Origin of the sequence: Proteiniclasticum sp., from assembly GCF_003514505.1 — a bacterium.
Lineage (GTDB): Bacteria > Bacillota > Clostridia > Clostridiales > Clostridiaceae > Proteiniclasticum.
In genome coordinates this window covers 15,510-35,709 of record NZ_DOPX01000009.1, presented here as the reverse complement: position 1 = coordinate 35,709, position 20,200 = coordinate 15,510, and the positions used below count along the sequence as shown (strand labels likewise).

General features: G+C 44.4%; 21 protein-coding genes. 2 read left to right on the top strand and 19 right to left on the bottom strand.

From position 1 onward, the window contains the following. Positions 1 to 5: 5 nt before the first annotated feature. Positions 6 to 569 carry a GNAT family protein gene (locus DEF30_RS02030; RefSeq protein WP_294095987.1) on the bottom strand — a complete coding sequence of 188 codons (564 nt, stop codon included), beginning with the start codon at positions 567 to 569 and terminating at the stop codon, positions 6 to 8. Between the two features lie 138 nt (positions 570 to 707). Here DEF30_RS02030 and DEF30_RS02025 point away from each other — a divergent pair, with 138 nt between their 5' ends. After that, entirely contained in the window at positions 708 to 1,100 is a 393-nt protein-coding gene (locus DEF30_RS02025) for a VOC family protein (protein ID WP_294095985.1), read from the top strand. A gap of 46 nt (positions 1,101 to 1,146) precedes the next feature. On the opposite strand, the gene DEF30_RS02020 is transcribed toward DEF30_RS02025, so the two are convergent. From DEF30_RS02020 to DEF30_RS01985, 8 genes are all read right to left on the bottom strand, one after another. Further along, complete coding sequence (locus tag DEF30_RS02020; RefSeq protein ID WP_294095983.1) at positions 1,147 to 2,481, bottom strand: SH3 domain-containing protein; 1,335 nt, start codon at positions 2,479 to 2,481, stop codon at positions 1,147 to 1,149. A gap of 184 nt (positions 2,482 to 2,665) precedes the next feature. Then, a complete protein-coding gene (locus DEF30_RS02015) occupies positions 2,666 to 3,286 on the bottom strand; it encodes a DUF4352 domain-containing protein (RefSeq protein ID WP_294095981.1) in 621 nt (206 codons plus the stop codon). A gap of 374 nt (positions 3,287 to 3,660) precedes the next feature. Beyond that, positions 3,661 to 3,954, bottom strand: a complete 294-nt coding sequence (locus DEF30_RS02010) for an SHOCT domain-containing protein (RefSeq protein WP_294095979.1) — start codon at positions 3,952 to 3,954, stop codon at positions 3,661 to 3,663. Between the two features lie 20 nt (positions 3,955 to 3,974). Continuing rightward, positions 3,975 to 4,151 carry an SHOCT domain-containing protein gene (locus DEF30_RS02005; protein ID WP_294095977.1) on the bottom strand — a complete coding sequence of 59 codons (177 nt, stop codon included), beginning with the start codon at positions 4,149 to 4,151 and terminating at the stop codon, positions 3,975 to 3,977. A 21-nt stretch (positions 4,152 to 4,172) separates the two neighbouring features. Further along, positions 4,173 to 4,277 carry an LDCC motif putative metal-binding protein gene (locus DEF30_RS02000; RefSeq protein ID WP_278245033.1) on the bottom strand — a complete coding sequence of 35 codons (105 nt, stop codon included), beginning with the start codon at positions 4,275 to 4,277 and terminating at the stop codon, positions 4,173 to 4,175. 138 nt (positions 4,278 to 4,415) lie between these two features. Then, on the bottom strand, positions 4,416 to 4,895 hold the full coding sequence (locus tag DEF30_RS01995) for an SRPBCC domain-containing protein (protein WP_294095968.1): 480 nt from the start codon (positions 4,893 to 4,895) through the stop codon (positions 4,416 to 4,418). Continuing rightward, positions 4,888 to 5,310 (bottom strand): SRPBCC domain-containing protein, encoded by a 423-nt coding sequence (locus DEF30_RS01990; RefSeq protein WP_294095966.1) that lies wholly within the window; start codon positions 5,308 to 5,310, stop codon positions 4,888 to 4,890. Before DEF30_RS01990 ends, DEF30_RS01995 begins: the two co-directional genes overlap by 8 nt. 521 nt (positions 5,311 to 5,831) lie before the next feature. Beyond that, entirely contained in the window at positions 5,832 to 6,305 is a 474-nt protein-coding gene (locus DEF30_RS01985) for a GNAT family N-acetyltransferase (RefSeq protein ID WP_294095964.1), read from the bottom strand. 276 nt (positions 6,306 to 6,581) lie between these two features. On the opposite strand from DEF30_RS01985, the gene DEF30_RS01980 reads away from it, so the two are divergent. Then, positions 6,582 to 6,881 (top strand): hypothetical protein, encoded by a 300-nt coding sequence (locus DEF30_RS01980; RefSeq protein ID WP_294095962.1) that lies wholly within the window; start codon positions 6,582 to 6,584, stop codon positions 6,879 to 6,881. A gap of 178 nt (positions 6,882 to 7,059) precedes the next feature. Here the strand turns inward: DEF30_RS01980 and nox are convergent, their stop codons facing one another. The 10 genes from nox to DEF30_RS01930 all read right to left on the bottom strand — a co-directional run bounded on the left by nox (position 7,060) and on the right by DEF30_RS01930 (position 20,195). Beyond that, positions 7,060 to 8,394, bottom strand: coding sequence for a H2O-forming NADH oxidase (gene nox, locus DEF30_RS01975; RefSeq protein WP_294095960.1), 1,335 nt, complete (start codon positions 8,392 to 8,394; stop codon positions 7,060 to 7,062). A 360-nt stretch (positions 8,395 to 8,754) separates the two neighbouring features. Further along, positions 8,755 to 9,687 (bottom strand): ATP-binding cassette domain-containing protein, encoded by a 933-nt coding sequence (locus DEF30_RS01970; protein WP_294095958.1) that lies wholly within the window; start codon positions 9,685 to 9,687, stop codon positions 8,755 to 8,757. Continuing rightward, positions 9,677 to 10,765, bottom strand: a complete 1,089-nt coding sequence (locus DEF30_RS01965) for an ABC transporter ATP-binding protein (protein ID WP_294095954.1) — start codon at positions 10,763 to 10,765, stop codon at positions 9,677 to 9,679. The genes DEF30_RS01970 and DEF30_RS01965 overlap by 11 nt, the downstream gene beginning before the upstream one ends. Beyond that, positions 10,766 to 11,821 (bottom strand): oligopeptide ABC transporter permease, encoded by a 1,056-nt coding sequence (gene opp3C / locus DEF30_RS01960; protein ID WP_294095952.1) that lies wholly within the window; start codon positions 11,819 to 11,821, stop codon positions 10,766 to 10,768. Next, entirely contained in the window at positions 11,814 to 12,755 is a 942-nt protein-coding gene (locus DEF30_RS01955; protein WP_294095950.1) for an ABC transporter permease, read from the bottom strand. Before DEF30_RS01955 ends, opp3C begins: the two co-directional genes overlap by 8 nt. Positions 12,756 to 12,871: 116 nt before the next feature. Further along, positions 12,872 to 14,533, bottom strand: coding sequence for a peptide ABC transporter substrate-binding protein (locus DEF30_RS01950; RefSeq protein WP_294095948.1), 1,662 nt, complete (start codon positions 14,531 to 14,533; stop codon positions 12,872 to 12,874). 455 nt (positions 14,534 to 14,988) lie between these two features. Then, the gene (locus DEF30_RS01945) at positions 14,989 to 16,041 is read right to left on the bottom strand and encodes a cyclopropane-fatty-acyl-phospholipid synthase family protein (protein ID WP_294095946.1); all 1,053 of its coding nucleotides are present in this window, start codon (positions 16,039 to 16,041) and stop codon (positions 14,989 to 14,991) included. A gap of 24 nt (positions 16,042 to 16,065) precedes the next feature. Then, positions 16,066 to 16,647, bottom strand: a complete 582-nt coding sequence (locus DEF30_RS01940) for a type II toxin-antitoxin system RelB/DinJ family antitoxin (RefSeq protein ID WP_294095944.1) — start codon at positions 16,645 to 16,647, stop codon at positions 16,066 to 16,068. Positions 16,648 to 16,780: 133 nt separating this feature from the next. After that, entirely contained in the window at positions 16,781 to 18,352 is a 1,572-nt protein-coding gene (locus DEF30_RS01935; RefSeq protein WP_294095942.1) for an NAD(P)/FAD-dependent oxidoreductase, read from the bottom strand. Then, positions 18,345 to 20,195: an FAD-dependent oxidoreductase gene (locus DEF30_RS01930; protein ID WP_294095939.1), complete on the bottom strand. Its 1,851-nt coding sequence runs from the start codon at positions 20,193 to 20,195 to the stop codon at positions 18,345 to 18,347. Before DEF30_RS01930 ends, DEF30_RS01935 begins: the two co-directional genes overlap by 8 nt. Positions 20,196 to 20,200 lie beyond the last annotated feature (5 nt).

The window sequence follows — 20,200 nt, the reverse complement described above, 5'->3', positions numbered from 1 at the left end:
TTTTTCTACTGATTCATCTCTACCCACTCTTCCCGCAGCATAGCATAGATCACATCATCCACCCATACTCCCTCATAGAAAAGTCCTTTGATGAAATGTGCTTCTCTCCGAAATCCCAGTTTTTCCAGAAGCCTGATGGAATTCTCATTCAGTGGGTCTACGGAGGCTGTGACGCGATGCTTCTGAAGCTTCTCAAAAAGGTACTTCAGAATCTCATGCATGGCTTCAGCCGCATATCCCTTTTTCTGATAACAAGGGTCCAAGGTATACCCGATTTCCACCTGACAGCCATCTGGCAGAAAATGAAGCCCAAGATCTCCAATGAGCTTCTTCTCTTCTTTCAGATGGATGCCGAGCTGAAACCAAGTATCCTCCACATCAGGCACCTCGGCAAGATCCTTAAAGAACTCTTCCACATGCTGAAGGCTCCTAGGATGAAAGCTCTGAAACTTTCGCACTTCTTCTCTCGACCAATATGCATACAACACTTCTGCATCCCGCCTATCGAGCTTCTTCAGGATCAGTCTATCTGTTCTCAGCTCCATCGTCACCACACCTTTCATTCTCATTATTTTCAGTATACCATCTCTACTACTTGGAAAATATACCGCTTCCACTAGAAGAGTTATCACAGATGCAGGATGTATGTGCAGAAATCCTTTATACTGAAAGAAGAAAAACAGTTCCATGAGAAAGGGTGATGAAATATGAAGGGTGCATTGCATCATATTGAACTATATGTGAAAGATCTCGAAAAAAGCAAGGCTTTCTGGGGGTGGCTGCTGCAGGAACTAGGCTATGAAGAATATCAAGTCTGGCCTCAAGGCATCAGCTATCTCCTGGGACATACCTACCTGGTATTTGTACAGACAGAAGAAAGATTTTTGAACATCCCCTACCATAGATGCAGAGCAGGCCTCAATCACCTGGCTTTTCATGGGGGAAGCAAAGACTTTGTTGACAGTCTCACGCTGAAACTGAAGGAGAAGGGTGTGAAGATTCTCTATGAGGAAAGGCACCCCTATGCAGGTGGACCCGATTATTACGCGGTTTTTTTCGAAGATCCGGATCGGATGAAAGTAGAAGTCACAGGGGAGTAATAAAAGCCTCTCTGCTTTTTTGAGCAGAGGGGCTTTTATCGTCACGTCACTGAACCATATCCGAAATTCTCACAAAACTGTACCCAGCATCCTTCAAACGTTTCAGGATCGTGGGCAGTCCTTCCACGGTCTTAGAAGAATGCATGTGCATCAGTATGATGCCATTTTGAGCTGCTTTTGTTACCGCTTCATCAATGACATACTGGGTGGTGATGGTTACGCCATACCTGGTGGTTGCCCAGTCACTGGTATCTACTGACCACAAAATGAGATATCTCATGCCTTCCTCTGCTGCCAGTCTCTGGATTCTTTCATCATACCTTCCATTGGGTGGCCTTAACAGTGTGGAGGTTTTGCCGATGGCCGAATAGAGGGCATTTTTTGCCAGTCTGATCTCATTTCTCACTTCACTGTCCGAAAGTCCTGTTAAGCTCTTATGGCTGTATCCATGGTTTTCAATCTCATGACCTTTGGCTGCAATCTCCGAAATGAGCCCCGGATTGTTCTTCACAAAATCACCATTGGGGAAAAACGTAGCTTTTGCGCCATACGTGTCGAGAGCCTTCAAAATGGACCTGATATTCGCTGCAGAGCCTGAATCATCAAAGGTGAGCGCAATCTGCTTCACACTGCTTGCTTTATTGCCTTTATGAAGGACAGGTGCTAGAGCCGTAGGTTTCGTCGCCGACAAGTATTTGGGACTGCAGTAGCCTTCATATGTTTTATAGCGTACTTTTGGCCATGCTTCTGATGTGCTAAGAACCGTTACCTCAGATCCTTTTGGCATGACCGCAACGATTGCATAAGAGACCCCTGGTCCTTTTCTCAGATTCAGTTCATCAGTGGTATAAAGGACCGTTCCACCTGTGCTAGGCTTTTCTGCAGTCAGATACTTTCTGCTGGCGTAGCCCGTAGTGCCTTTATATCTAACCTGATACCAGTCCCCATTTTTCTGAAGCACTTCAACACCTGCACCTTTGGGCATCACAAGGAGCACCTGATAGCTGGTACCCGGACCAGATCTTAAGTTTAGACTTGCAGTGGTATAGTACATTTCCACTGCTGCAGGTTTCAGATAGGCATTGGATGCATAACCCGTCTTTCCATTATAGGTTACCTTCGCCCAGTTTTCACTGTACCCCGTGACTTCCACCTGAGCACCTTTAGGTATCACAAGAATCACCTGATAGCTTGTGCTGGGCCCTGTACGAAGATTCAAATTCGCTGTTGTCACTTTAACTTCAGTCGCTTCCGCTGTTGCTGCGATATTCTCCGTGAGTATATGATGTATTTCCTTCAAAGAAACTCCAGAAAAAACCAAAAGCAGAATCAAACAAAACGCAGAGACCACAACCTTTGGGATGAACCTTCTTGTTTTCATGGTTGCGCCTCCTTCTTATATTGATGAAGGTCCTTTTTGTCGATTCTATTGTAGCACTGCTGAACGAATTTACTTGTCAAAGGAGTAACAGAAGAAAGACGAAGTAGTAACAAATATGTGGACAAATAGGAGAGCCCTTCTCTAAGGGAAGAGCCCTATTGCGTGATGATTAAAACCAGCTATATTACTGTTTCAAGCTGATTTCTATCTGTTCCGTCCCCCAAAAACCAGTCTGTCCACGTAGCACCGCAGAGTTAAGATCCAGGTCTCCACCAACTTCAAAAACCACCTTTCCAGTCTTGGATAGACCAGGATTCACCTGTTGAAGGAAAAAATCTTCCTCTTCCATCATCGCCATCATGACAGCTCCGTCCGTGTTAGGGTCATATTCTACACCATCTGTTGTAATCAGCTTGAAGTAGCTTGAGTGAATGGTTATTGCTTCTTTTTTCTCGTTCTTTACATTGACCTCCAGAATAACATACTTCCCTTCTGTTTTTGCACTTTCGATAAACTGGTTGCTGGATTTGATCTCATTGGTTTCTTCTATGCTGTTCACAGTGAAACTAACATCCGCAATCATAGCTGGTACTCCGATTCCAACTTCTACAATTTCATCCACTTCTTCCTCTTCTTCTTGTTCCTTCTCTGGCGTAGATACTACAGGTGCTACATCCTTACCATCTGCCGCTGCTTCTTTCCCATCTTCTTCTCCACCACTAAGTGCGGCACCAATAATCACTATCGCAAAAAGCCACACCCACCACCTCTTGTACAAAGGTTTTCTTGTCCGTTCTTTTCTCATGATTTTCCTCCTACTATATTAAGCTTTACGCTTTATGATCGCTGGGGCCCCATGGTTCAAGAATTCTCATGACAGCTTTACGAAGAGGCGGTAACAACTTCTACTATTCTGAGCCTTCTCTCTCCCAGGGGCTTATGAGTCCAGTATAGGATGTATGGTGTCCATAAATACGGACAATAATCAATAAATCCACGGAAAAAAGATACCCCTCACACCTGTGTGTGAACATAGATTGGCGTTGAAGCTTGATCCTCCTTTATAATAAATCGTATTAAAAAAAGCCCTATGTGCATCCACATAAGGCTTACGGTCAGAACTATAGATTTAATTGAGACAGGGGTGTTATATCAATATATTGTCTATAGTTTGATCCTTTACTTCAGATTGAGAACACGAAGTTTCTGCTGATATTCTTCTTCGGTGATCTCTCCTCGGACAAACCGTTCATCCAGCATCTTCTTTAAATGATCTTCCTGAACGGGATGGGCGTTATTTCCTTTGGATTTCTTCAGTATCAGTACCACTAAAAGAACAATTAGTAATACAAACCCTACCATCATGAGGATATGCCAAATACCAAAATCACCGAAATGGTGTCCATAATAGAATCTGTCAAAATACCGGTCAAAGTATCTGCCAGAACCATAATATCTTCTTCCAAACATCATAAGCCATTCCTCCTTTCTAATTAGTCTTCTATGACAGTTTTCATTCTAAGATAGGTTTCCTCGTCGATTTCACCACGGATATATCTTTCCTTCAGCTTCGTTAAAGCAGTATTGCCCTTTGAAGATGGAGTTAATCTGTCACGGTCATTATAATGCAGGTATAGAAATACCAGCAGCAAGACAGGTATCAAAAACATTTGAATAGCCTCCTTTTATCGTTATTTCTGTTTATTCAAATCACAGCAATCCAATTTTTTATTTCCATACTGCTTCTTGTTGGACTCGGCAATTCTTTCAAGAAGTCTTTTCCACCAGGAAATCAATATCTTTCACCTTCTTTATCACTTTCTGTAACTTTATCATACACTCTAATTATGTTTTAACTGTGACAAAAAATGTGAATCAAAAAAACAGCCTCCTGAAAAAGAAGCTGCTCTTGTCATTCAATTCATTCAGTTCTTTTAAAGGATGGTTTCCTCTTTCAAAAGCAGAATCTTTCTCAATTGTTCCAGAGCTTCCAACCAGCCCTGTTCATTGTCTTTCATTGAAATGGACTCCGGAAGCCCTTCATGTATCACCGTCAGCTTCGTTCCTTCTTTTATCTCTTCCAGTAAAAATGTAAGAGTCATCCTATTTTTAAGGCTCTCTTCCGCACTTTCAAACTGGAGCTCTTCCACAATTTTCTCATAGGGCTTAAGTTCCATGAATCTCCCATGATACGTATCGGTATGCTCCCCTGTTTTTCCAACCTGTGTGTCATCAAGATACGTAAGAGATATTCTAATCCATCCGCCTACAAAAGGCTGAAACTCGTGGAGGGTGCACTCCATATCCTTTGGCACTCTCCAGAAGCAGATTTTTGTAGGATCCAGCATCGTTTCATAAACAGTTTTAGTAACTGCAGGGAGTTTTACACAGATCTTTATAGCATCTTTATTCATTTTGGCTTTCCGTATATGCCTTATAGCGGTTCAGGATGGACTGCCATCCCTCCTTCTGCATTTCCACAGAAAAGGTGTTTTCTGCTTCAAAAATGCTTTCGATGAATGTCTTCCCATCTCTTTCTATAAAAGTCGTCCAGACTCTTCTATCATCATCCATGGTATAGCTAATCTTCTCGTAAGGAACCACTTCATCATAGGTCCCTGTAAAATCAAAGCCCTCACTTCCGTCCTTTGCCTCCATGCGGTAGCTAAACTTTCCTCCTGGCTTCAAATCATTCACCGCACTGGGAGAATGCCAATCGTCAGAAGCACTGTTCCAGTGTATAATATGCTTCGGTTCTGTCCAGGTTTTCCAGACCTTTTCAATGGTGGCATCTACTGCAGCTTGAATTGTAACCTTTGTCTTTTCCATAATCTTACTCCTCCAATGAATTAATAGTTTTATACTCGTTATTTTTTATCAGTATAAAACAATAACTCTGTCGTTACATTTAGAAATCTATAACAATGTGTGAATTATGTGTAGATTAGCCGATTTCGAAAGGATTTGATTAATTGTAATTATATTAAGGGTCTTTCTTCACCTCGAGTAATGAAACCATCAAAACCTTGTCTATTTCGATAATAGAACATCGAAATGCACTTAATTACCCACACTTATATATAGAATGCGGATAATTGAGTGCATTTATTTCAAATTTTTTATTCATATTGCCTTTTAGCGAAGTTCCAAGTTTTCATGATTTCAACTTCAATGATCATCGCTTGAAAAGATAGTTTCAGGAATGAACTCATCAATCGAACTTCTTCATTCTATTAAATTCGAATCTACTTAATAGCAAAAGTACAGTCTCTTCCAAAAATAGGATCACCAAAAAAAGATACCTGTAGGTGTCAACTTTAAAGGTAACTTTTAATTCCAGTTCTATCAGATTATAATTCTAAAAGAGAAATCACTTCTCCTTCAACTACATCCCCTGTTTCTTGAAACCCAAAGGAATTGTAGAGTTTTTTTGCGACTTCATTTTCAGGTTCATAAGAAAGCCAGCAGTACTTCGCTTTTCCGCAAGGAAAGGTTCTTAAATAAGCAAGGCAGGCTTCCATGGCTTTTTTCCCATAGCCTTTTCCTTGATGCTTTTCATCGATCATAAACCTCCAAAGACCATAGCTTCCCTTGATATATTCAGGATCACCTTCCTCAAAGCCATCGAATCCAAACATCACAAAGCCCACCAGTTCTTCTCCTTCATAAAGGCCAAAAGGAAGGGCGACACCACCAGACGTGATGGTGGTATACGCCTGCAGTATACTTTGCGCGTTGGTTGCAACGAATTTTCTCTGGTCTTCTCCCACACTGAGCTTTACAATCTGCCAAAGATTGCTGTCATCCACTTTTCTAAGTTCCATAGAATCACCTGCTTTTATTTTTTGTTTTTATCATACCATAGGATGGAAAGATCCTCTTCACATCTTTAAGATTTATGATATAGTTAATATGTACAATTCAATAGTTCTTATCAGGAGTTGCGGTAGAGGATTAGCTCTGTGACCGCATACCAACCTGCTTTTTTTAAGTAAGGTGGTTCAGCTAATATCGATGAGGAGATGCATAGCTCCTTAAGAAGGGCTTTTTTTATTGCCTGAAATTCCTGAAGGGAACAAAAATAATGAGGAGTGATCAATATGTACAACAGCACAACCAGAGTCCCAGGAGGCAGGAGCTACGCAGATGCTGTTTTCCGAACCACTGCAGACGCCAAGTCTTATGCACAAAAGATGTTCCACCGGGTGATTGAGAAAAAGAGCTTCAATCCAGAGGAGATTCGATTCTTTACCACAGAGGAGTTCTTTATACTGATTTATCAGAAGAAGCCTTTTCATATGGAAGACTTCAACTTTGTGGAACTGAAAAGAAGTGAAGGTGTTCACGCTTTTGAAGAGTGGCTTTCAAAAACTATCTTCCAAAAGATCCGAGAGAAATAAAACCCCTTCAGAAAAAGTGGCTCCCTTGAAAATCAACTTCATGGAAACAGGTCTGTTAGAGTAACAGATCTGTTTTTTCTTACTTCATTCTACTGAGTAAATAAAAAGAGACAGGCGTCCAAAGAAACCCATCTCTATTTTTTACAGAAAAACCCTCTGCTGTACGCAGCTTACTTTCCTATTTTGCACCCAGTGCAGCCATGGTGATGTAATTGTAAGGCTTATTGAAATGAGGCAGGAAGAAAATGTCCGTCAGAGCCAGCTTATCAATGGTGACCCTTTCCTGAATGGCCAGGGAGAACAGGTGGATGCCCATGGAGATGTCATAGGTGGATGCCATCTGAGCACCAAGAATGACTCTGGTCTTCTTATCATAAACAATTCTGATCTTGACTTTCGGATTGTTCTCTTCAATGAACTCCGGTTTCTGCAGATCATCATAATCTGTAGCCGCTGCTTCAAATCCGCAGACATTGGCTTTTGCCAGCGTCATTCCAGTAGACAGCATTTTCAGATCATAGATGCAGATTCCGTTGGATCCCTGTACTCCAGCAGATTCCAGTGTTGTCCCTCCAGCATTGTGAGCAGCCACGATGGCAGTTCGAACCGCATTGGATGCCAGTGCAATGTAGTTGGTATCCTGAATGCTGTTGTCAAAAATTGTAGCGCAGTCTCCAATGGCGTAGACATCTTTTATACTGGTCTCCTGATGCTTATCCACCACAAACGCACCATTTCTAAAGAGTTCTAGCTTTCCGTTTCCAAGAGCGGTATTGGGTCTGAATCCAATGGAAAGCACGACCATATCAGCTTTATGGACTCCCTTGTCTGTAACCACTTCTCGAACCTTCTGATCTCCTCGAATCTCCAGCACTCTTTCGCCAAAAGCCAGATGAATGCCATGATTCTTCAGGTTCTCTCTCATGAGATCGGTGAAAGGTTCATCGTAATAGACAGGCAGGCAGGTGTCTGCAATGTCAATGAGGGTGACGTTCTTTCCTTTTCGTTCGAAGGCTTCGGCCAGCTCCACACCAATGTATCCTGCACCTACCACGACCACATTCTCAATCTCTTCTGTCTTCAGCTTCCTAATAACTTCATCCGCATGCTGATACAGCTTCACTTTCTGCACATTCTCCAGATCTATGCCAGGAATATTAGGGATGATTGGCGTAGATCCAGTGGCAAGTATTACCTTATCATAGGATTCTTCCACCTTGGTGCCATCCTTCAGCGTTGCATAAACGACTTTACGATCAAAATCAATATTTTCTACAGGAGCTTCCATATGGACCACCGCTCCTTGAGCCTCCAGCTTCTCCTTGTCGGAATAAAAGAGCCCTTCTGCTCCGGCAATCTGCTCCCCAATCCATAAGGCCATGCCACAGCCTAAGAAACTGATGTTGGAATTCGCATCAAAAATGGTGACTTTGGCGTCCTTATAGTTTGCCATCAGCGTATTGGCTGCTGCAGTTCCTGCATGATTCGCACCCACAATGACAATTTTGTTCATGATAAAATCTCCTCTCACTTGGTGAAATATTTATTAATAATTATAATTATGGTTATAGTCTAAACTTAAATTCAAACTAACTTAATAACCATTACAATCCAACCTCATTATAGCACTGGTTAAAAAAATAGCAATAAACAAATTGTGAATTGTCCTCCTTCTCCAGCACACCAAGTTCCAGACTCATGCTGTCTATTTCATTGCATATCAATCATTTTAACGGTTATACGAGACCAATTTTTCCGTAGTCACTTATTCCGTAAGCAAAGAAAAACGACCCAAACCGCTCTGATTTTCCAGCTGTTTGCGTCATTTTACCGTAAACTTATTTATATTTTTGTCAATCTTTTGTGCTGCTTCCTATCCTTTTGCTGTCCATCTCTGAAGTTCCTCTTCTGTAGCCAGGACCTGATGGGTTCCTCCCACATTCTGCAGCACTCCTTTAGAGTAGTCAATGCCACTGGAAGCATAGTCATAGGTCATGGATTTTCTCTCCCGTTCCGTCACAGGATTGGGATGAGGAATGGCTGAGAGCAGAGATTTGGTGTATGGATGAATGGGATTTTCAAAAATCTCTTCCGTGGTTCCTGTTTCCACCAGATGCCCAAAGTGTAGGACTCCGATCCTGTCAGAGATGTATCTCACCATGGAAAGATCGTGGGCGATGAAGAGATAGGCAATGTTGGTCTTTTCCTGAATCTCTTTCATGAGATTCACCACCTGAGCTTGGATGGATACATCCAAAGCACTGATGGCTTCATCAGCAATGATGAGATCCGGATTCATCACCAAGGCTCTTGCAATCCCGATACGCTGGCGCTGCCCTCCGGAGAACTGATGAGGATACCGGCTGGCATGCTCATGAGAAAGACCCACCAGGTCCAGAATATCATACACCTTCTTCTTTCTCTCCTCTGGATCCATCTTTGGATGATGGATGTCCAGACCAAGGGCGATGAGATCCAGTACTTTCTTTCTGGGATTTAAAGAAGCCATGGGATCCTGGAAGATCATCTGCATCTTCATCCGAAGATTCTTTTCTGTCTTTTTGTCCATCTTTCCAGAGATGTCTTCTTCTTTAAACAGGATGCTTCCACCCGTAGGGTCATACAGCCTTATGATGGAGCGTCCTATGGTGGACTTTCCGCTGCCGGACTCTCCCACAAGGCCGTAGGTCTCTCCTGGATAAATCTCGAAAGAAACACCATCCACCGCCTTGACACTGAACTTTCTGGAGACTTTGAAGTGCTGCTTCAGATTTCTCACTTCTAGAAGTGGCTTTCTATTTTCCATGCATCTTCATCTCCTTTCTCATCCCTTCGATTCTTTCTTTCAGCTGCTTTGGCATCTCCACCTTCGGTGCGTCCTCATGAAGAAGCCAGGTGCTGGCAAAATGGGTGTCTGATATTTTAAACATAGGCGGTTCTATGCGGTAATCAATGTTTAAAGCATAGAGGTTTCTTGGGGCAAAAGGATCTCCCACCACCTGATGGAGAAGATTCGGCGGACTTCCAGGAATGGCATACAGCGCTCCTTCTGTCTTTTCCAGGCTTGGAATTGCCGATAGAAGTCCCCAGGTATACGGATGTCTTGGATCAAAGAAGATTTCTTCTGTGGTTCCTTTTTCAATGAACTTCCCCGCATACATGACCGCCACATAGTCCGCCACCTTTGCCACAACTCCCAGGTCATGGGTGATGTAGATGACAGAGATGTTCATCTTCTTCTGGATCTCTTTGATGAGTTCCAGAATCTTTGCCTGGATGGTCACATCCAGCGCCGTGGTGGGTTCATCACAGATGAGCACTTCCGGATCGCAGGACAGAGCAATGGCGATGACCACTCTTTGACGCATGCCGCCAGAAAGCTGATGGGGATAATTCTTCATTCTTTTTTCAGGCTCTGGAATGCCTACCAGATCCAGAAGCTCAATGGCCCGTTTCCTGGCTTCGGCTTTGGACTTTTTATGATGGTAGATCATTCCTTCCATGACCTGGGCGCCAATGGACATGGTGGGATTCAGGGAAGTCATAGGGTCCTGGAAAACCATGGCAATGCGCTTCCCGTTGATTCTTTTTCTCATCTCATTTCTGGAGAGTTTTAGAAGATCCTCATGAACCACCTCATCTCCTCGATGATAGGTGAAGTGAATAGATCCGCTGTTCACGGTCTCATTGCCGGATAGAATGCCCATGATAGCTTTCACGGTAACAGACTTGCCGCTGCCGGATTCTCCTACAATGGCCACGGTATCCCCTTTATATAATGTAAAATCCACACCGCGGATGGCCTTCACTTCGCCTGCAGAGGTCTTGAAGGAGATGGAAAGATCTTTCATCTCCAAAACAGTTTCCTTTTCCACAGTGTTCACCTACCTTTCTTTCATTTTCGGATCAAATGCATCACGGAGTCCATCAGCCAGAAGGTTGAAACTCAGCATGATGATCCCAAGAACAATCACCGGAAACACAATCATATAGGGATGTGTGGTGAAGGACTTGAAAGCATCGCTGATGAGAGAACCCAAAGAAGCGTTGGGTGCCGGAACACCCAGTCCCACAAATGCTAGAAACGCTTCTGTGAAAATGGCATTGGGCACTGAAAACATGGACATGATGATGAGCTGACCAAAGATATTGGGGAGAATCTCCTTGAAGATGATGAAGAAGTCCTTCGCTCCAAGGGTCTTGGAAGCGAGTATGAACTCCTGCTCCTTCAGTTTCAGCACCTGAGCTCTGGCCACCCGGCTCATGCCGATCCACCCCGTAAGGGCTAATGCCAGAGTAATGGTGAACAGCCCCGGTTTCATCACAATGATGAGGAGCGTCACGAGAACCAGCGTTGGAATGCCGTTCAGCACTTCCGAGAATCTTTGCATGGCCATGTCCACTTTCCCGCCGAAGTATCCGGAAATGAGTCCGTAGCTCATGCCAAAGAGCATGTCCACCAGCACAGCCACCAGAGCAATATAGAGCGAGATTCTCGTTCCCGTCCAGGTTCTCGTGAAGATGTCTCTGCCAAGAACGTCGGTGCCGAACCAGTAGTAGGTGCTTTCAAGACCTGTTTCCTTTTCAGGATTCACGTACTTGTTCACTTCCACAACACCTGTGGAAGTACTCATCTTCTCTGATCCGTCAAAAATACCAATGTTCAAGCTTTCAATGGCACGGATTCGAGGCGCCAGATTCTGATGCTGAATGATTTGGGAATCATAGGTGTGTTCATTCATGCCAGGCCCCACCACCGCCATGAGTATGATGAGGAAAATGAAGAAGAGACCAATGACTGCCCCTTTGTTTTTTACAAAGCGGGACAGAATATCTCTCCAGTAGGATTCCTTTGCATAGGCCTCATCCACGAAGTCATTCTGATCTTCTCGCACCAGCTCGAAGTCGCCTGGTTTAAATAACGTATCCTGATTATTCATGGAGATTCTCCTTTGCAAGTCTGATTCTCGGATCAATGATGCCGTATAAAATGTCCACCACCAGCATAATGCTGATGAACATCACGCTATAGACAAAAGCCAGGGCAATGATCACATTGTAGTCATTGGACTGGATGGCCGTGACCATGAGAGATCCGATTCCCGGAATGGAAAAAAGCTTCTCAATGACAAGGCTTCCTGTCATGAGGCTCACAACAAGAGGCGCAAGTACCGTGATGATGGGAATGAGGGCATTTCTCAGCGCATGGACAAAGATCAGACGGTTTCGATGCATGCCCTTGCTTTCCGCCAGCAGCATATACTCTGAACCCAGCACCTCCAGCATTTCTGTCCTTGTGAACCTTGCCACCGTGGCGATGGTGAACATGCTAAGAGCCACTGTAGGCAGTACTGTGGAATGAAACGGTTCATCCAGCTCATAGAGAAGCGGAAACCACTTCAGTTTGAATCCCATGGAATAAATCAGCGCCATGGCAAACACATAGGAAGGCAAGCTGACCCCAAGTACAGAGATCACGGTGGTCAAAGTGTCAAAAATGGTATTGTGTTTCACCGCAGCAATAAGTCCCAGCACAATGCCAACGGCTGTACCGATGAGCACTGCTTGTCCTCCGATCCGAAGTGATAAAGGAAGCCTCGACTCCAAAAGCTGAGTGATGGGTGTATTTTTAGAAATATTGTAGGACACTCCAAAATCTCCGGAAAGCATGGCTTTCAGGTAATTAAAGAACCTGAGAAATACAGGCTTATCCAGACCGTATTTGGCATTGATGATGGCTCTTTGGGCATCTGTCAGTTTTTCATCGTTAAATGGAGAACCGGGCATCAGTTCCAGCATGATGAAGAGGATGAACAGAATGACCAGAAGAGTCAGTGCTGCGATGCCGATTCTTTTCAATATATACTTTTTCATAAGCGCTACTCCTCACAGAAATTTGGCTGAAAAACAGAAGAGAGACGCTGTACACTTTTTTTCGTTCTAAACAGCGTCACACTCTTCTATTTGTTTATGGTATTTTCTTTCGTTCTTTAATTCTTCACAGCGTTCTTGAAGACTCTGTTGATGCCCACGGAGTGGAACTCAACGCCTTCAACGCCTGTTCTTACCATGACCGCATCACCTTTCTGATATACAGGAAGGATGACAGCTTCATCCATGACAATCTTTTCTGCTTCCTTTAAAGCTTCCCATCTGGCTGCAGGATCAAGCGCAAGCTCTCCTCTTTTTGCATCTTCGATGATGGCATCATAGTCTGCATTGGACCAGGATCCATAGTTGTTGGAGCTTCCTGTGGTCCACATGTCAAGGTAGGTCATTGGATCTGCATAGTCGGGGCCCCATCTGGTCAGTACCAGTTCATAGTCTCCAGCCTGCATCCTTTCAACACGGTTCTTCTTTGGCATGGTCTGAAGTTCTACAGTAAGACCTGGGAGGGCTGCCTGCCATTCAGACTGAAGGAACTGGGCAACATTGATGGAAGCTTCTGTATCCTCCACCAGCATGGTATAGGTCAGTCCTTCTACGCCAAGCTCTTCCAGACCTTTGGTCCAGAATTCCAAAGCGCTTTCCTTATTGGTCTCCAGATACGTTCCGGAGGTTTCTCTAAAATCTTTTCCATCTGGGCCTGTGGCCAGAAGAGTAGGCACTGGGAAGTTCGCTGGAATGGATCCATCCTTCAGGATGTTGTTTGCAATGGCGTCTTTATCAAAGGAAAGAGCCATGGCAGTTCGGATGTTCACATTCTCAAGGCCTTTCACCAGCTGGTTTGGTGATACATACCAGAGGTAACCTGCTACTACATTGACAAATTCAGGATCGTTCATGAACTGCTCCACCTGTTCCCCTGAAAGGGTTGCGATATCAAGGTCTCCATTCTGATAGGAAAGCATGGTCTGCTGGGAATCCTTGATGACCTGATACTCAATACCAGAAAGCTTCACTGCATCCTTATCCCAGTAGCTGTCGTTCTTCGCTAAGGTGATGGTGGTTGCTGCTGGCTCATAGGCTGTAACCTTGAATGGTCCGTTGGCCAGAAGAGTCTCAGGAGATGTTCCATAGTTGTCTCCAGTGGAAGTGAAGAATTCTTCATTCATGGGCAAGAAAGAAGGGAAGGACATGAGGGACTCAAAATATGGCACTGGTACATCCAGCTGGACCACTAAAGTCTTGTCATCCTCTGCTGTTACACCAAGATCATCCACAGGAAGTTCTCCTGCAGCAATGGCATCTGCATTCTTCACACCGGCAACGCCCATGATGAATGCATATTCACTGGCTACTTCAGGATCAACCAGTCTCTTCCAGGCAAAAACGAAATCCTTCGCTGTGACTGGCGTTCCATTGGACCATACGGCATCTTTCAGCTTAAAAGTATAGGTCAGTCCGTCTTCACTCTTTTCTACAGTATCCACCATGGCAGGAATCGGTGATCCGTCCTTATCCACAGAGTACAGTCCTTCCGTAACTGCTGCGATGACTTCAAAAGAAGTTCCATCTGTGGCAATCTGCGGATCCATGGAAGCTACTTCCACATTGAACTGGACTTTTAAAGTGCTGTCTCCCTCTGCAGGGTTTTCGGATGGTGTCTCCCCTGGTGTTTCAGCAGGGGTTTCAGCGCCGCTGCTGCAGGCGGTAAAGATCATTACAGCCGATAAGGCAAGTGCCATGGCCAGTATTCTCTTTTTCTTCATGTTAATCCTCCTTCTACTCTTCTTTGTATTTCCCATTAGGTACATCTGTACACGCAACTCAAACAATTTTGTAAACAAACTGTATCGGGTCGCCTAATATTTAATAATTATACATCCAACCATGCAAGCGTCAATAAATATCTTGCATTTTTCTTGATTATTATGACATTTACTTAAAGCAAAGCGACATATTCTGATGTAATCGTATTAATTTTTATTCTTTTTGCGAATTTAATATGAGGTCCTCCTGTTAAATTTCGGACGATACTGTTCATTTCTATCACAACATTCGGAATAGGTAATAATATGATGATAATTTCATAAATAACATCCGCTTATTGGTGCAGGATTTCCTTCATTAACATATTATTCATGAATAATTATACGCATTCATTGTTTCTCTGAATAAACAAAAAAAGACAGCCTAAATGATGACTGTCTTCGTCAAACCGATGTTATAACGTTGTTTTTCGAAAAAGATAATGACTGATGTACCATTCATTACCTTCCCGGTAGGCAAAAAACTCAGAGGAGGCCAGGAAGAAAGTTCTCCAGAACACAAACCACTTCAGCGCTTCTTTCTTTCCTTCCACCTGTTCCATAAGGAGCATGATTTCATCTTTCTTTTCATCCATTTTCTGAAGCCAGGCTTCCAGGGTTTTGCTGTAATGGGTTCCCGATACAGCCCACTGCTTTTCTAAAGAAAACCTTTCAGAGAAATAATGAAGCAGGTCCTGACTTGGCATGGTTCCACCAGAAAAGAAATACTTGGTCATCCAGTCGTTCTCACTTCTGACTTCGTAGGAGTAAGGAGTCGTTTTATGGGTAAAAATATGCACAAACAGCTTTCCATCCGGTAGAAGAAACCCACTGACCTTTTCCATGAGTTTCTCATAATTTCTCATATGTTCAAACATCTCCACAGAAACAACCCGTTGAAATTTCTTTTCTATGGCAAAGGTGTTGATGTCTTCGGTGTACACCGTTAGATTCTCAAAACCTCTTTCCTTGGCTTTCTCATCAATATAAGCTTTCTGCGTGGCGGAGTTTGAGACAGCTACGATTTGAGAATGTGGATACTTCTCCGCCATATATAGAGACAACGATCCCCAGCCACAGCCAAGATCCAGAATGCTCTGTCCATCTGAAATCTCTGCCCTTTGGCAGGTAAGCTTCAGCATGGCTTCTTCCGAAGCATCCAGATGATGCTTCCAGTCCCTATACGGCAGTTCTTCTTCCCAATATCCACAGCTGTATTTCATTCGGCTTCCCAGAACCTTCTCAAAAAACTCCGTGGGCTGCTCATAGTGCTGCTCATTGGCATCTTTTGTGTTAATGGCAATGGGCTGGTTTTTCAGCTCCGCCACATAAGAAAGAAACTCTTTTCTATGCTTTTCAACATCTGTCACAGTAATTTCCTTGCACCGTGCCCTTGTGATGAGCCGGGCCCCCCACCGGATCATAAAATCCGGCAGCAGGTTCTTTTCTAAAAGTGGTTCAAATCTCATAACATCCTCCAAATACCTAAAGAATCAGTCTAAAACAACCTCATTTTGCTTTCCTTTATTCTTCTCATAATAGGTTTTCACTTTTTCAGCGTAATGTCCGGCAGTATTCTCTTCCCAATAAGGGATAGATTTCCTGACGGACTCCAGCGCTTTCTCATAATATGTGCTGTCCATCTCATTTCTGATTTTCTCCATGAGGTATTCAAAATCCTTGTATTTGATTACCCTGGAGTTCGGCTGACCTTCCATGAGATTCGCTAGAAAATACAGATAGATAAAACTACTGCTCTCATTCATCCCCGTATTTCGAGCCACCATCACCTTCAAGTTCCCAAGTTCATCACTACCATCCATATACCGTTGAAAAGAAATCCAAAGCTCATCAATCATTTCTTTGGTTATCGCAGTATAGCTTCGAATTCCTGATTCCTGATCGTCAAGATGCTCCATCTGAGGGACGGTTAGGTCCAGGGGAAGCCTTTTGTCATATGCAATTCTTCTTAGAAAAATCGTTACCGCCATTTCTACATCAATGCCCATAGGTTTAAGTACTCTTTCAGTTTCCTGAATCAGATCTTCTGAAACTTGCAGCTCCAGTTTGGCCATAATTCTCTCCTCCTTTTTAAAGAGTGTGTTGCTTACATAGGCGATTACTTTCGCTGTGACCTATTTACACGACACGTAAACCACATTTAAGAATCCTACTACATAGCATGTGAGGTAACCGAAAAGCTAAATATCAGCGCTGCTCCTTTTTCTTTTTCACCTGATCTGCGGCAAGTTTTCCCGTAAGAATAGACACCGGAAGCCCTGAGGGACTGAAGGTCCACTGACCACACTGATAGATGTCTAGTAGAGGTGTCTTCACAGAGTTTGCAATCTTTTTGAATCTGTCTTCTGAAGGCATGGTTGGGTTTGTGAAAGCCCACCCCGTGATGGCTCCCTGATAATTATGCGTTTCTTTTTCCATGGTCAGAGGAGTAGCACAAAGGCTGAACCGGACCTTTTCCTGAAAACCTGGAAAGATGGACTCCTCTAACACCCGAAGGATGGTCTTCACGGAAAACGCCTTGAACTCTTCATAGACGCCCAAGTCCTCCATTCTTTTCACCACGTCATAACTGAACAGAGTGCTGACCACAAGGCCTGTGCACCCTAGAGGTGCCAAAGACCTATCTCTTAAAGAAGGACAGGACATCTCATAGGTGGTTTTCTCAAGATATTCTTCTGTATAGCGGAAAAGCTCCTTCTCCTTTGCCTCCTCCACATGTACTGGAAAATGAACCGTGGAAAGTCCTTCCAGACTTGGCGTGTGGAACCTGTGGCTGCCGCATCGCTCCTGAAAGTAAGTTTCGTCTTTTTCAACACCTAGAAATACCGTCAAAATGGTGTCTCCACCACAGCTTCTCTCCACCAGGTTTTTCTGTGCCTGCACCTTTTCATCGAAGCCCCCTTCTATCATAGAATAGAAGGACCTCTGGTCCGCTGCCCAGATGAGCTTTTCATAGGTGATCACTTCTCCATCATCCAGTGTGACTGTACGGTTTTCAGGATTCACCTTCACCACCCCAGTGCCAGTTTTTATTTCCCCCTTGTTCTCCAGGATGTACTCTGCCATCTTTTCCGGAAGTTTCCCTGTGCCTCCCAGTGGATAACTGTAATCCAGATACAGGCTGAAGTAGCTGAGCGCAAAAAACGCAGGTGTATCTTCAAAAAAGTGCTGGATGATCACATCAATGAGGGCCTGATTTTCCGTAAACCTTCGTAAGTATACCCCAATGGGCTCCTGAAGCTTTGAAGCCTTCCGGATGTTCACCTGATACTTCATAAACCAGGGAAGAAGCGTTTTCCGAAGATAAACTGGATCCATTTTCTCAATAAACAAGGGATTGTCTATGCCATAGAGAACCTCCATATATCCCATGACCTTTCTGATTTCCGCCATGATTCTCCCAATACTCTCTCTTTCCATGGGAAAAAGGTCGGCAAGCATCTCCTCATACCGGATGAGGCTATTTTTCCCCTCAAGCGCCATGGATTTCTTCCCGATCCCAATGGTTACTTCATTTTTCACAAAGGGAAATTCAATCCCCAGATCCTTCAGCATAGGAAAGATGATTCCAGAGTTCTCAAAAGCCCGAATACCCGCATCAAAGGCAAACCCCTGATGCCAGAAGGTCTCCACAAGACCGCCAAGCTTTTCACGTTTCTCCACGAGGAGCGATGAAATTCTGTTTTTTCTCAGATAGGCCATGCTGGTGAGCCCCGCTAGGCCTCCTCCAACCACAATGCACTCATAGCTTTTACTCATACTGTCCTCCCTCAAGATAGGAAATGATTCCCTTTATGTGCACCGGTTCACCTTTCTGGTGCTTTAGAATGCACCGGCCCTCATAGAGGGACAGATCCAAGGTTCCACCCTTCGTTCTTTCCAGGCACTTCTTAGCTCCCTGGAGATTCCCCACAGAAACTCTTCTCATGATGCCCCGGACATCCAAAGCTTTTCCGTGTGAGCAGGAAGGATGTTCACAGAATCTGCATCTCATGGCCTCCAAAAGGATTTCCCGGGTCTTCTTCTCATACCCTTCATACATACGGTCTCTGGTGAAAGGCTTCTCTACTGTATGCACAAAATTTCTCATTCCTTCCCGATAGACAAATGGTTCTTTCCCAAGACTCTTCAGCACCGCATTGGCTGCGGAAAGACCGGAGGTGGTCACCGTTGGCGTCCCTGTTCCCATGACGGTAGATTCTCCGCAGGCGTAGAGATGCTTCCACTCGGTTCTGATATGAAGCCTCTTAAACATATGCTGACCAAGCATCTGCTTGGGTCCTGCCACAGCCCCTCCATTTTTCATATTGTAGCGCTCGATGGTCCTTGGGGTCGCCACCTCGGTAAACCGGACTTTCTTCTTCAATCCAGGAAACCTTTTTTCAAGAACCTCTAGAAGCCTCTCTTTTTCTTCCTCCTTCTTTTCCTGATACTCCTTCTCCAAAAAGGTCTCCCAAGGAAGAAACGTGGGCCCGATGGCCATGACAAGATGCTCGTCCTCAGGACAGAGGGTTCTGTCATCGACGCTGAGTAGATACGCCGTCACTTCGCTTTCATCAAGCTTGTCCGGACTTCCCACCAGCATTTCAATGGGAGCTGTATCTTCTGGAATGACTTCACGGTCCACCGCTGCATAAAGCACCACACTGGGATAGGTGGGCACCTGATTTTTCGCCCAGGTCCTCTTTTTCTCTGTGCTTTCACTCTCTGGAATCATCTTCCCATAGAGATTCCAGACGGTACCGGAGTAAATGATGTCTTTTCCATAGAGGGTTCTTCCATCCTGGAGCCTGACCCCACAGGGTTCCCCCTCCTGAAAAAGAATTTCCGCCGCTTCTGTTTCCAAGTACATATCTCCCCCGTGCTCTTCGATGACCTTTTCCAGCTTTCCTGGAAGAAACAGGGTGGATCCTGCGGGGTAATAGCTTCCCCCCACATGATTGTCCACAAACATCACCGAGGCCAGCACCGCAGGGGCTTCTTCCACCGTGGCATAGCAGTAGGTGGACGTGAGCTTGTCGAAGAAATTGAAAATCTCTGGGTCCTTGAAGTATTTTTCCAGAAGATTTCTTGCACTTTTATTGAGATAACCAAGAAACCTCATATAGGATATGGGATGCTTTCTCATGCTTTTCAGGGCACTTTTCGGGTCCGTCTCATCGGCAGACGTATAGGTGGGGTTCTCCACCATGATGTGCTCATACATCAGTCTCATGTCACCATAAAACCTTCTGATGCTCTCCTTCTCCTTGGGAAACAAGCTGGAGAGCTCTTCCATGAAACGGTCCAGATCCTCATAAAAACGGATTCGTTTTCCTTCATAATTGACGCAGTAGAGAAGATCATGATGAATCATCTCTATGGGTTCTTCCAGACAGTTCATGACAAAGCGGTGCGCGTTGAATCCTTTTTCTCCAAATCCATAGAGCATAGCCGCCCCCTGATCAAAGGTCCTGTCTCCTCTCTTAAAGATGCCGCAGGAGCCCCCGGGCATATAGCTCTTTTCAATGACAGCCACTTTGCATCCTCTTTTTGAGAGTAAGCTTGCCGCGGTGAGCCCCGAAAGACCGCCACCGATGACAAGGACATCATAGTGTTCCATACTTT

Excerpts from the sequence above, each read along its gene's own strand:
- DEF30_RS02030 (WP_294095987.1), bottom strand. The coding sequence starts at position 569 with ATGAGAATGAAAGGTGTGGTGACGATGGAGCTGAGAACAGATAGACTG.
- DEF30_RS02025 (WP_294095985.1), top strand. The coding sequence starts at position 708 with ATGAAGGGTGCATTGCATCATATTGAACTATATGTGAAAGATCTCGAA.
- DEF30_RS02020 (WP_294095983.1), bottom strand. The coding sequence starts at position 2,481 with ATGAAAACAAGAAGGTTCATCCCAAAGGTTGTGGTCTCTGCGTTTTGT.
- DEF30_RS02015 (WP_294095981.1), bottom strand. The coding sequence starts at position 3,286 with ATGAGAAAAGAACGGACAAGAAAACCTTTGTACAAGAGGTGGTGGGTG.
- DEF30_RS02010 (WP_294095979.1), bottom strand. The coding sequence starts at position 3,954 with ATGATGTTTGGAAGAAGATATTATGGTTCTGGCAGATACTTTGACCGG.
- DEF30_RS02005 (WP_294095977.1), bottom strand. The coding sequence starts at position 4,151 with ATGTTTTTGATACCTGTCTTGCTGCTGGTATTTCTATACCTGCATTAT.
- DEF30_RS01995 (WP_294095968.1), bottom strand. The coding sequence starts at position 4,895 with ATGAATAAAGATGCTATAAAGATCTGTGTAAAACTCCCTGCAGTTACT.
- DEF30_RS01990 (WP_294095966.1), bottom strand. The coding sequence starts at position 5,310 with ATGGAAAAGACAAAGGTTACAATTCAAGCTGCAGTAGATGCCACCATT.
- DEF30_RS01985 (WP_294095964.1), bottom strand. The coding sequence starts at position 6,305 with ATGGAACTTAGAAAAGTGGATGACAGCAATCTTTGGCAGATTGTAAAG.
- DEF30_RS01980 (WP_294095962.1), top strand. The coding sequence starts at position 6,582 with ATGTACAACAGCACAACCAGAGTCCCAGGAGGCAGGAGCTACGCAGAT.
- nox (WP_294095960.1), bottom strand. The coding sequence starts at position 8,394 with ATGAACAAAATTGTCATTGTGGGTGCGAATCATGCAGGAACTGCAGCA.
- DEF30_RS01970 (WP_294095958.1), bottom strand. The coding sequence starts at position 9,687 with ATGGAAAATAGAAAGCCACTTCTAGAAGTGAGAAATCTGAAGCAGCAC.
- opp3C (WP_294095952.1), bottom strand. The coding sequence starts at position 11,821 with ATGAATAATCAGGATACGTTATTTAAACCAGGCGACTTCGAGCTGGTG.
- DEF30_RS01955 (WP_294095950.1), bottom strand. The coding sequence starts at position 12,755 with ATGAAAAAGTATATATTGAAAAGAATCGGCATCGCAGCACTGACTCTT.
- DEF30_RS01950 (WP_294095948.1), bottom strand. The coding sequence starts at position 14,533 with ATGAAGAAAAAGAGAATACTGGCCATGGCACTTGCCTTATCGGCTGTA.
- DEF30_RS01945 (WP_294095946.1), bottom strand. The coding sequence starts at position 16,041 with ATGAGATTTGAACCACTTTTAGAAAAGAACCTGCTGCCGGATTTTATG.
- DEF30_RS01940 (WP_294095944.1), bottom strand. The coding sequence starts at position 16,647 with ATGGCCAAACTGGAGCTGCAAGTTTCAGAAGATCTGATTCAGGAAACT.
- DEF30_RS01935 (WP_294095942.1), bottom strand. The coding sequence starts at position 18,352 with ATGAGTAAAAGCTATGAGTGCATTGTGGTTGGAGGAGGCCTAGCGGGG.
- DEF30_RS01930 (WP_294095939.1), bottom strand. The coding sequence starts at position 20,195 with ATGGAACACTATGATGTCCTTGTCATCGGTGGCGGTCTTTCGGGGCTC.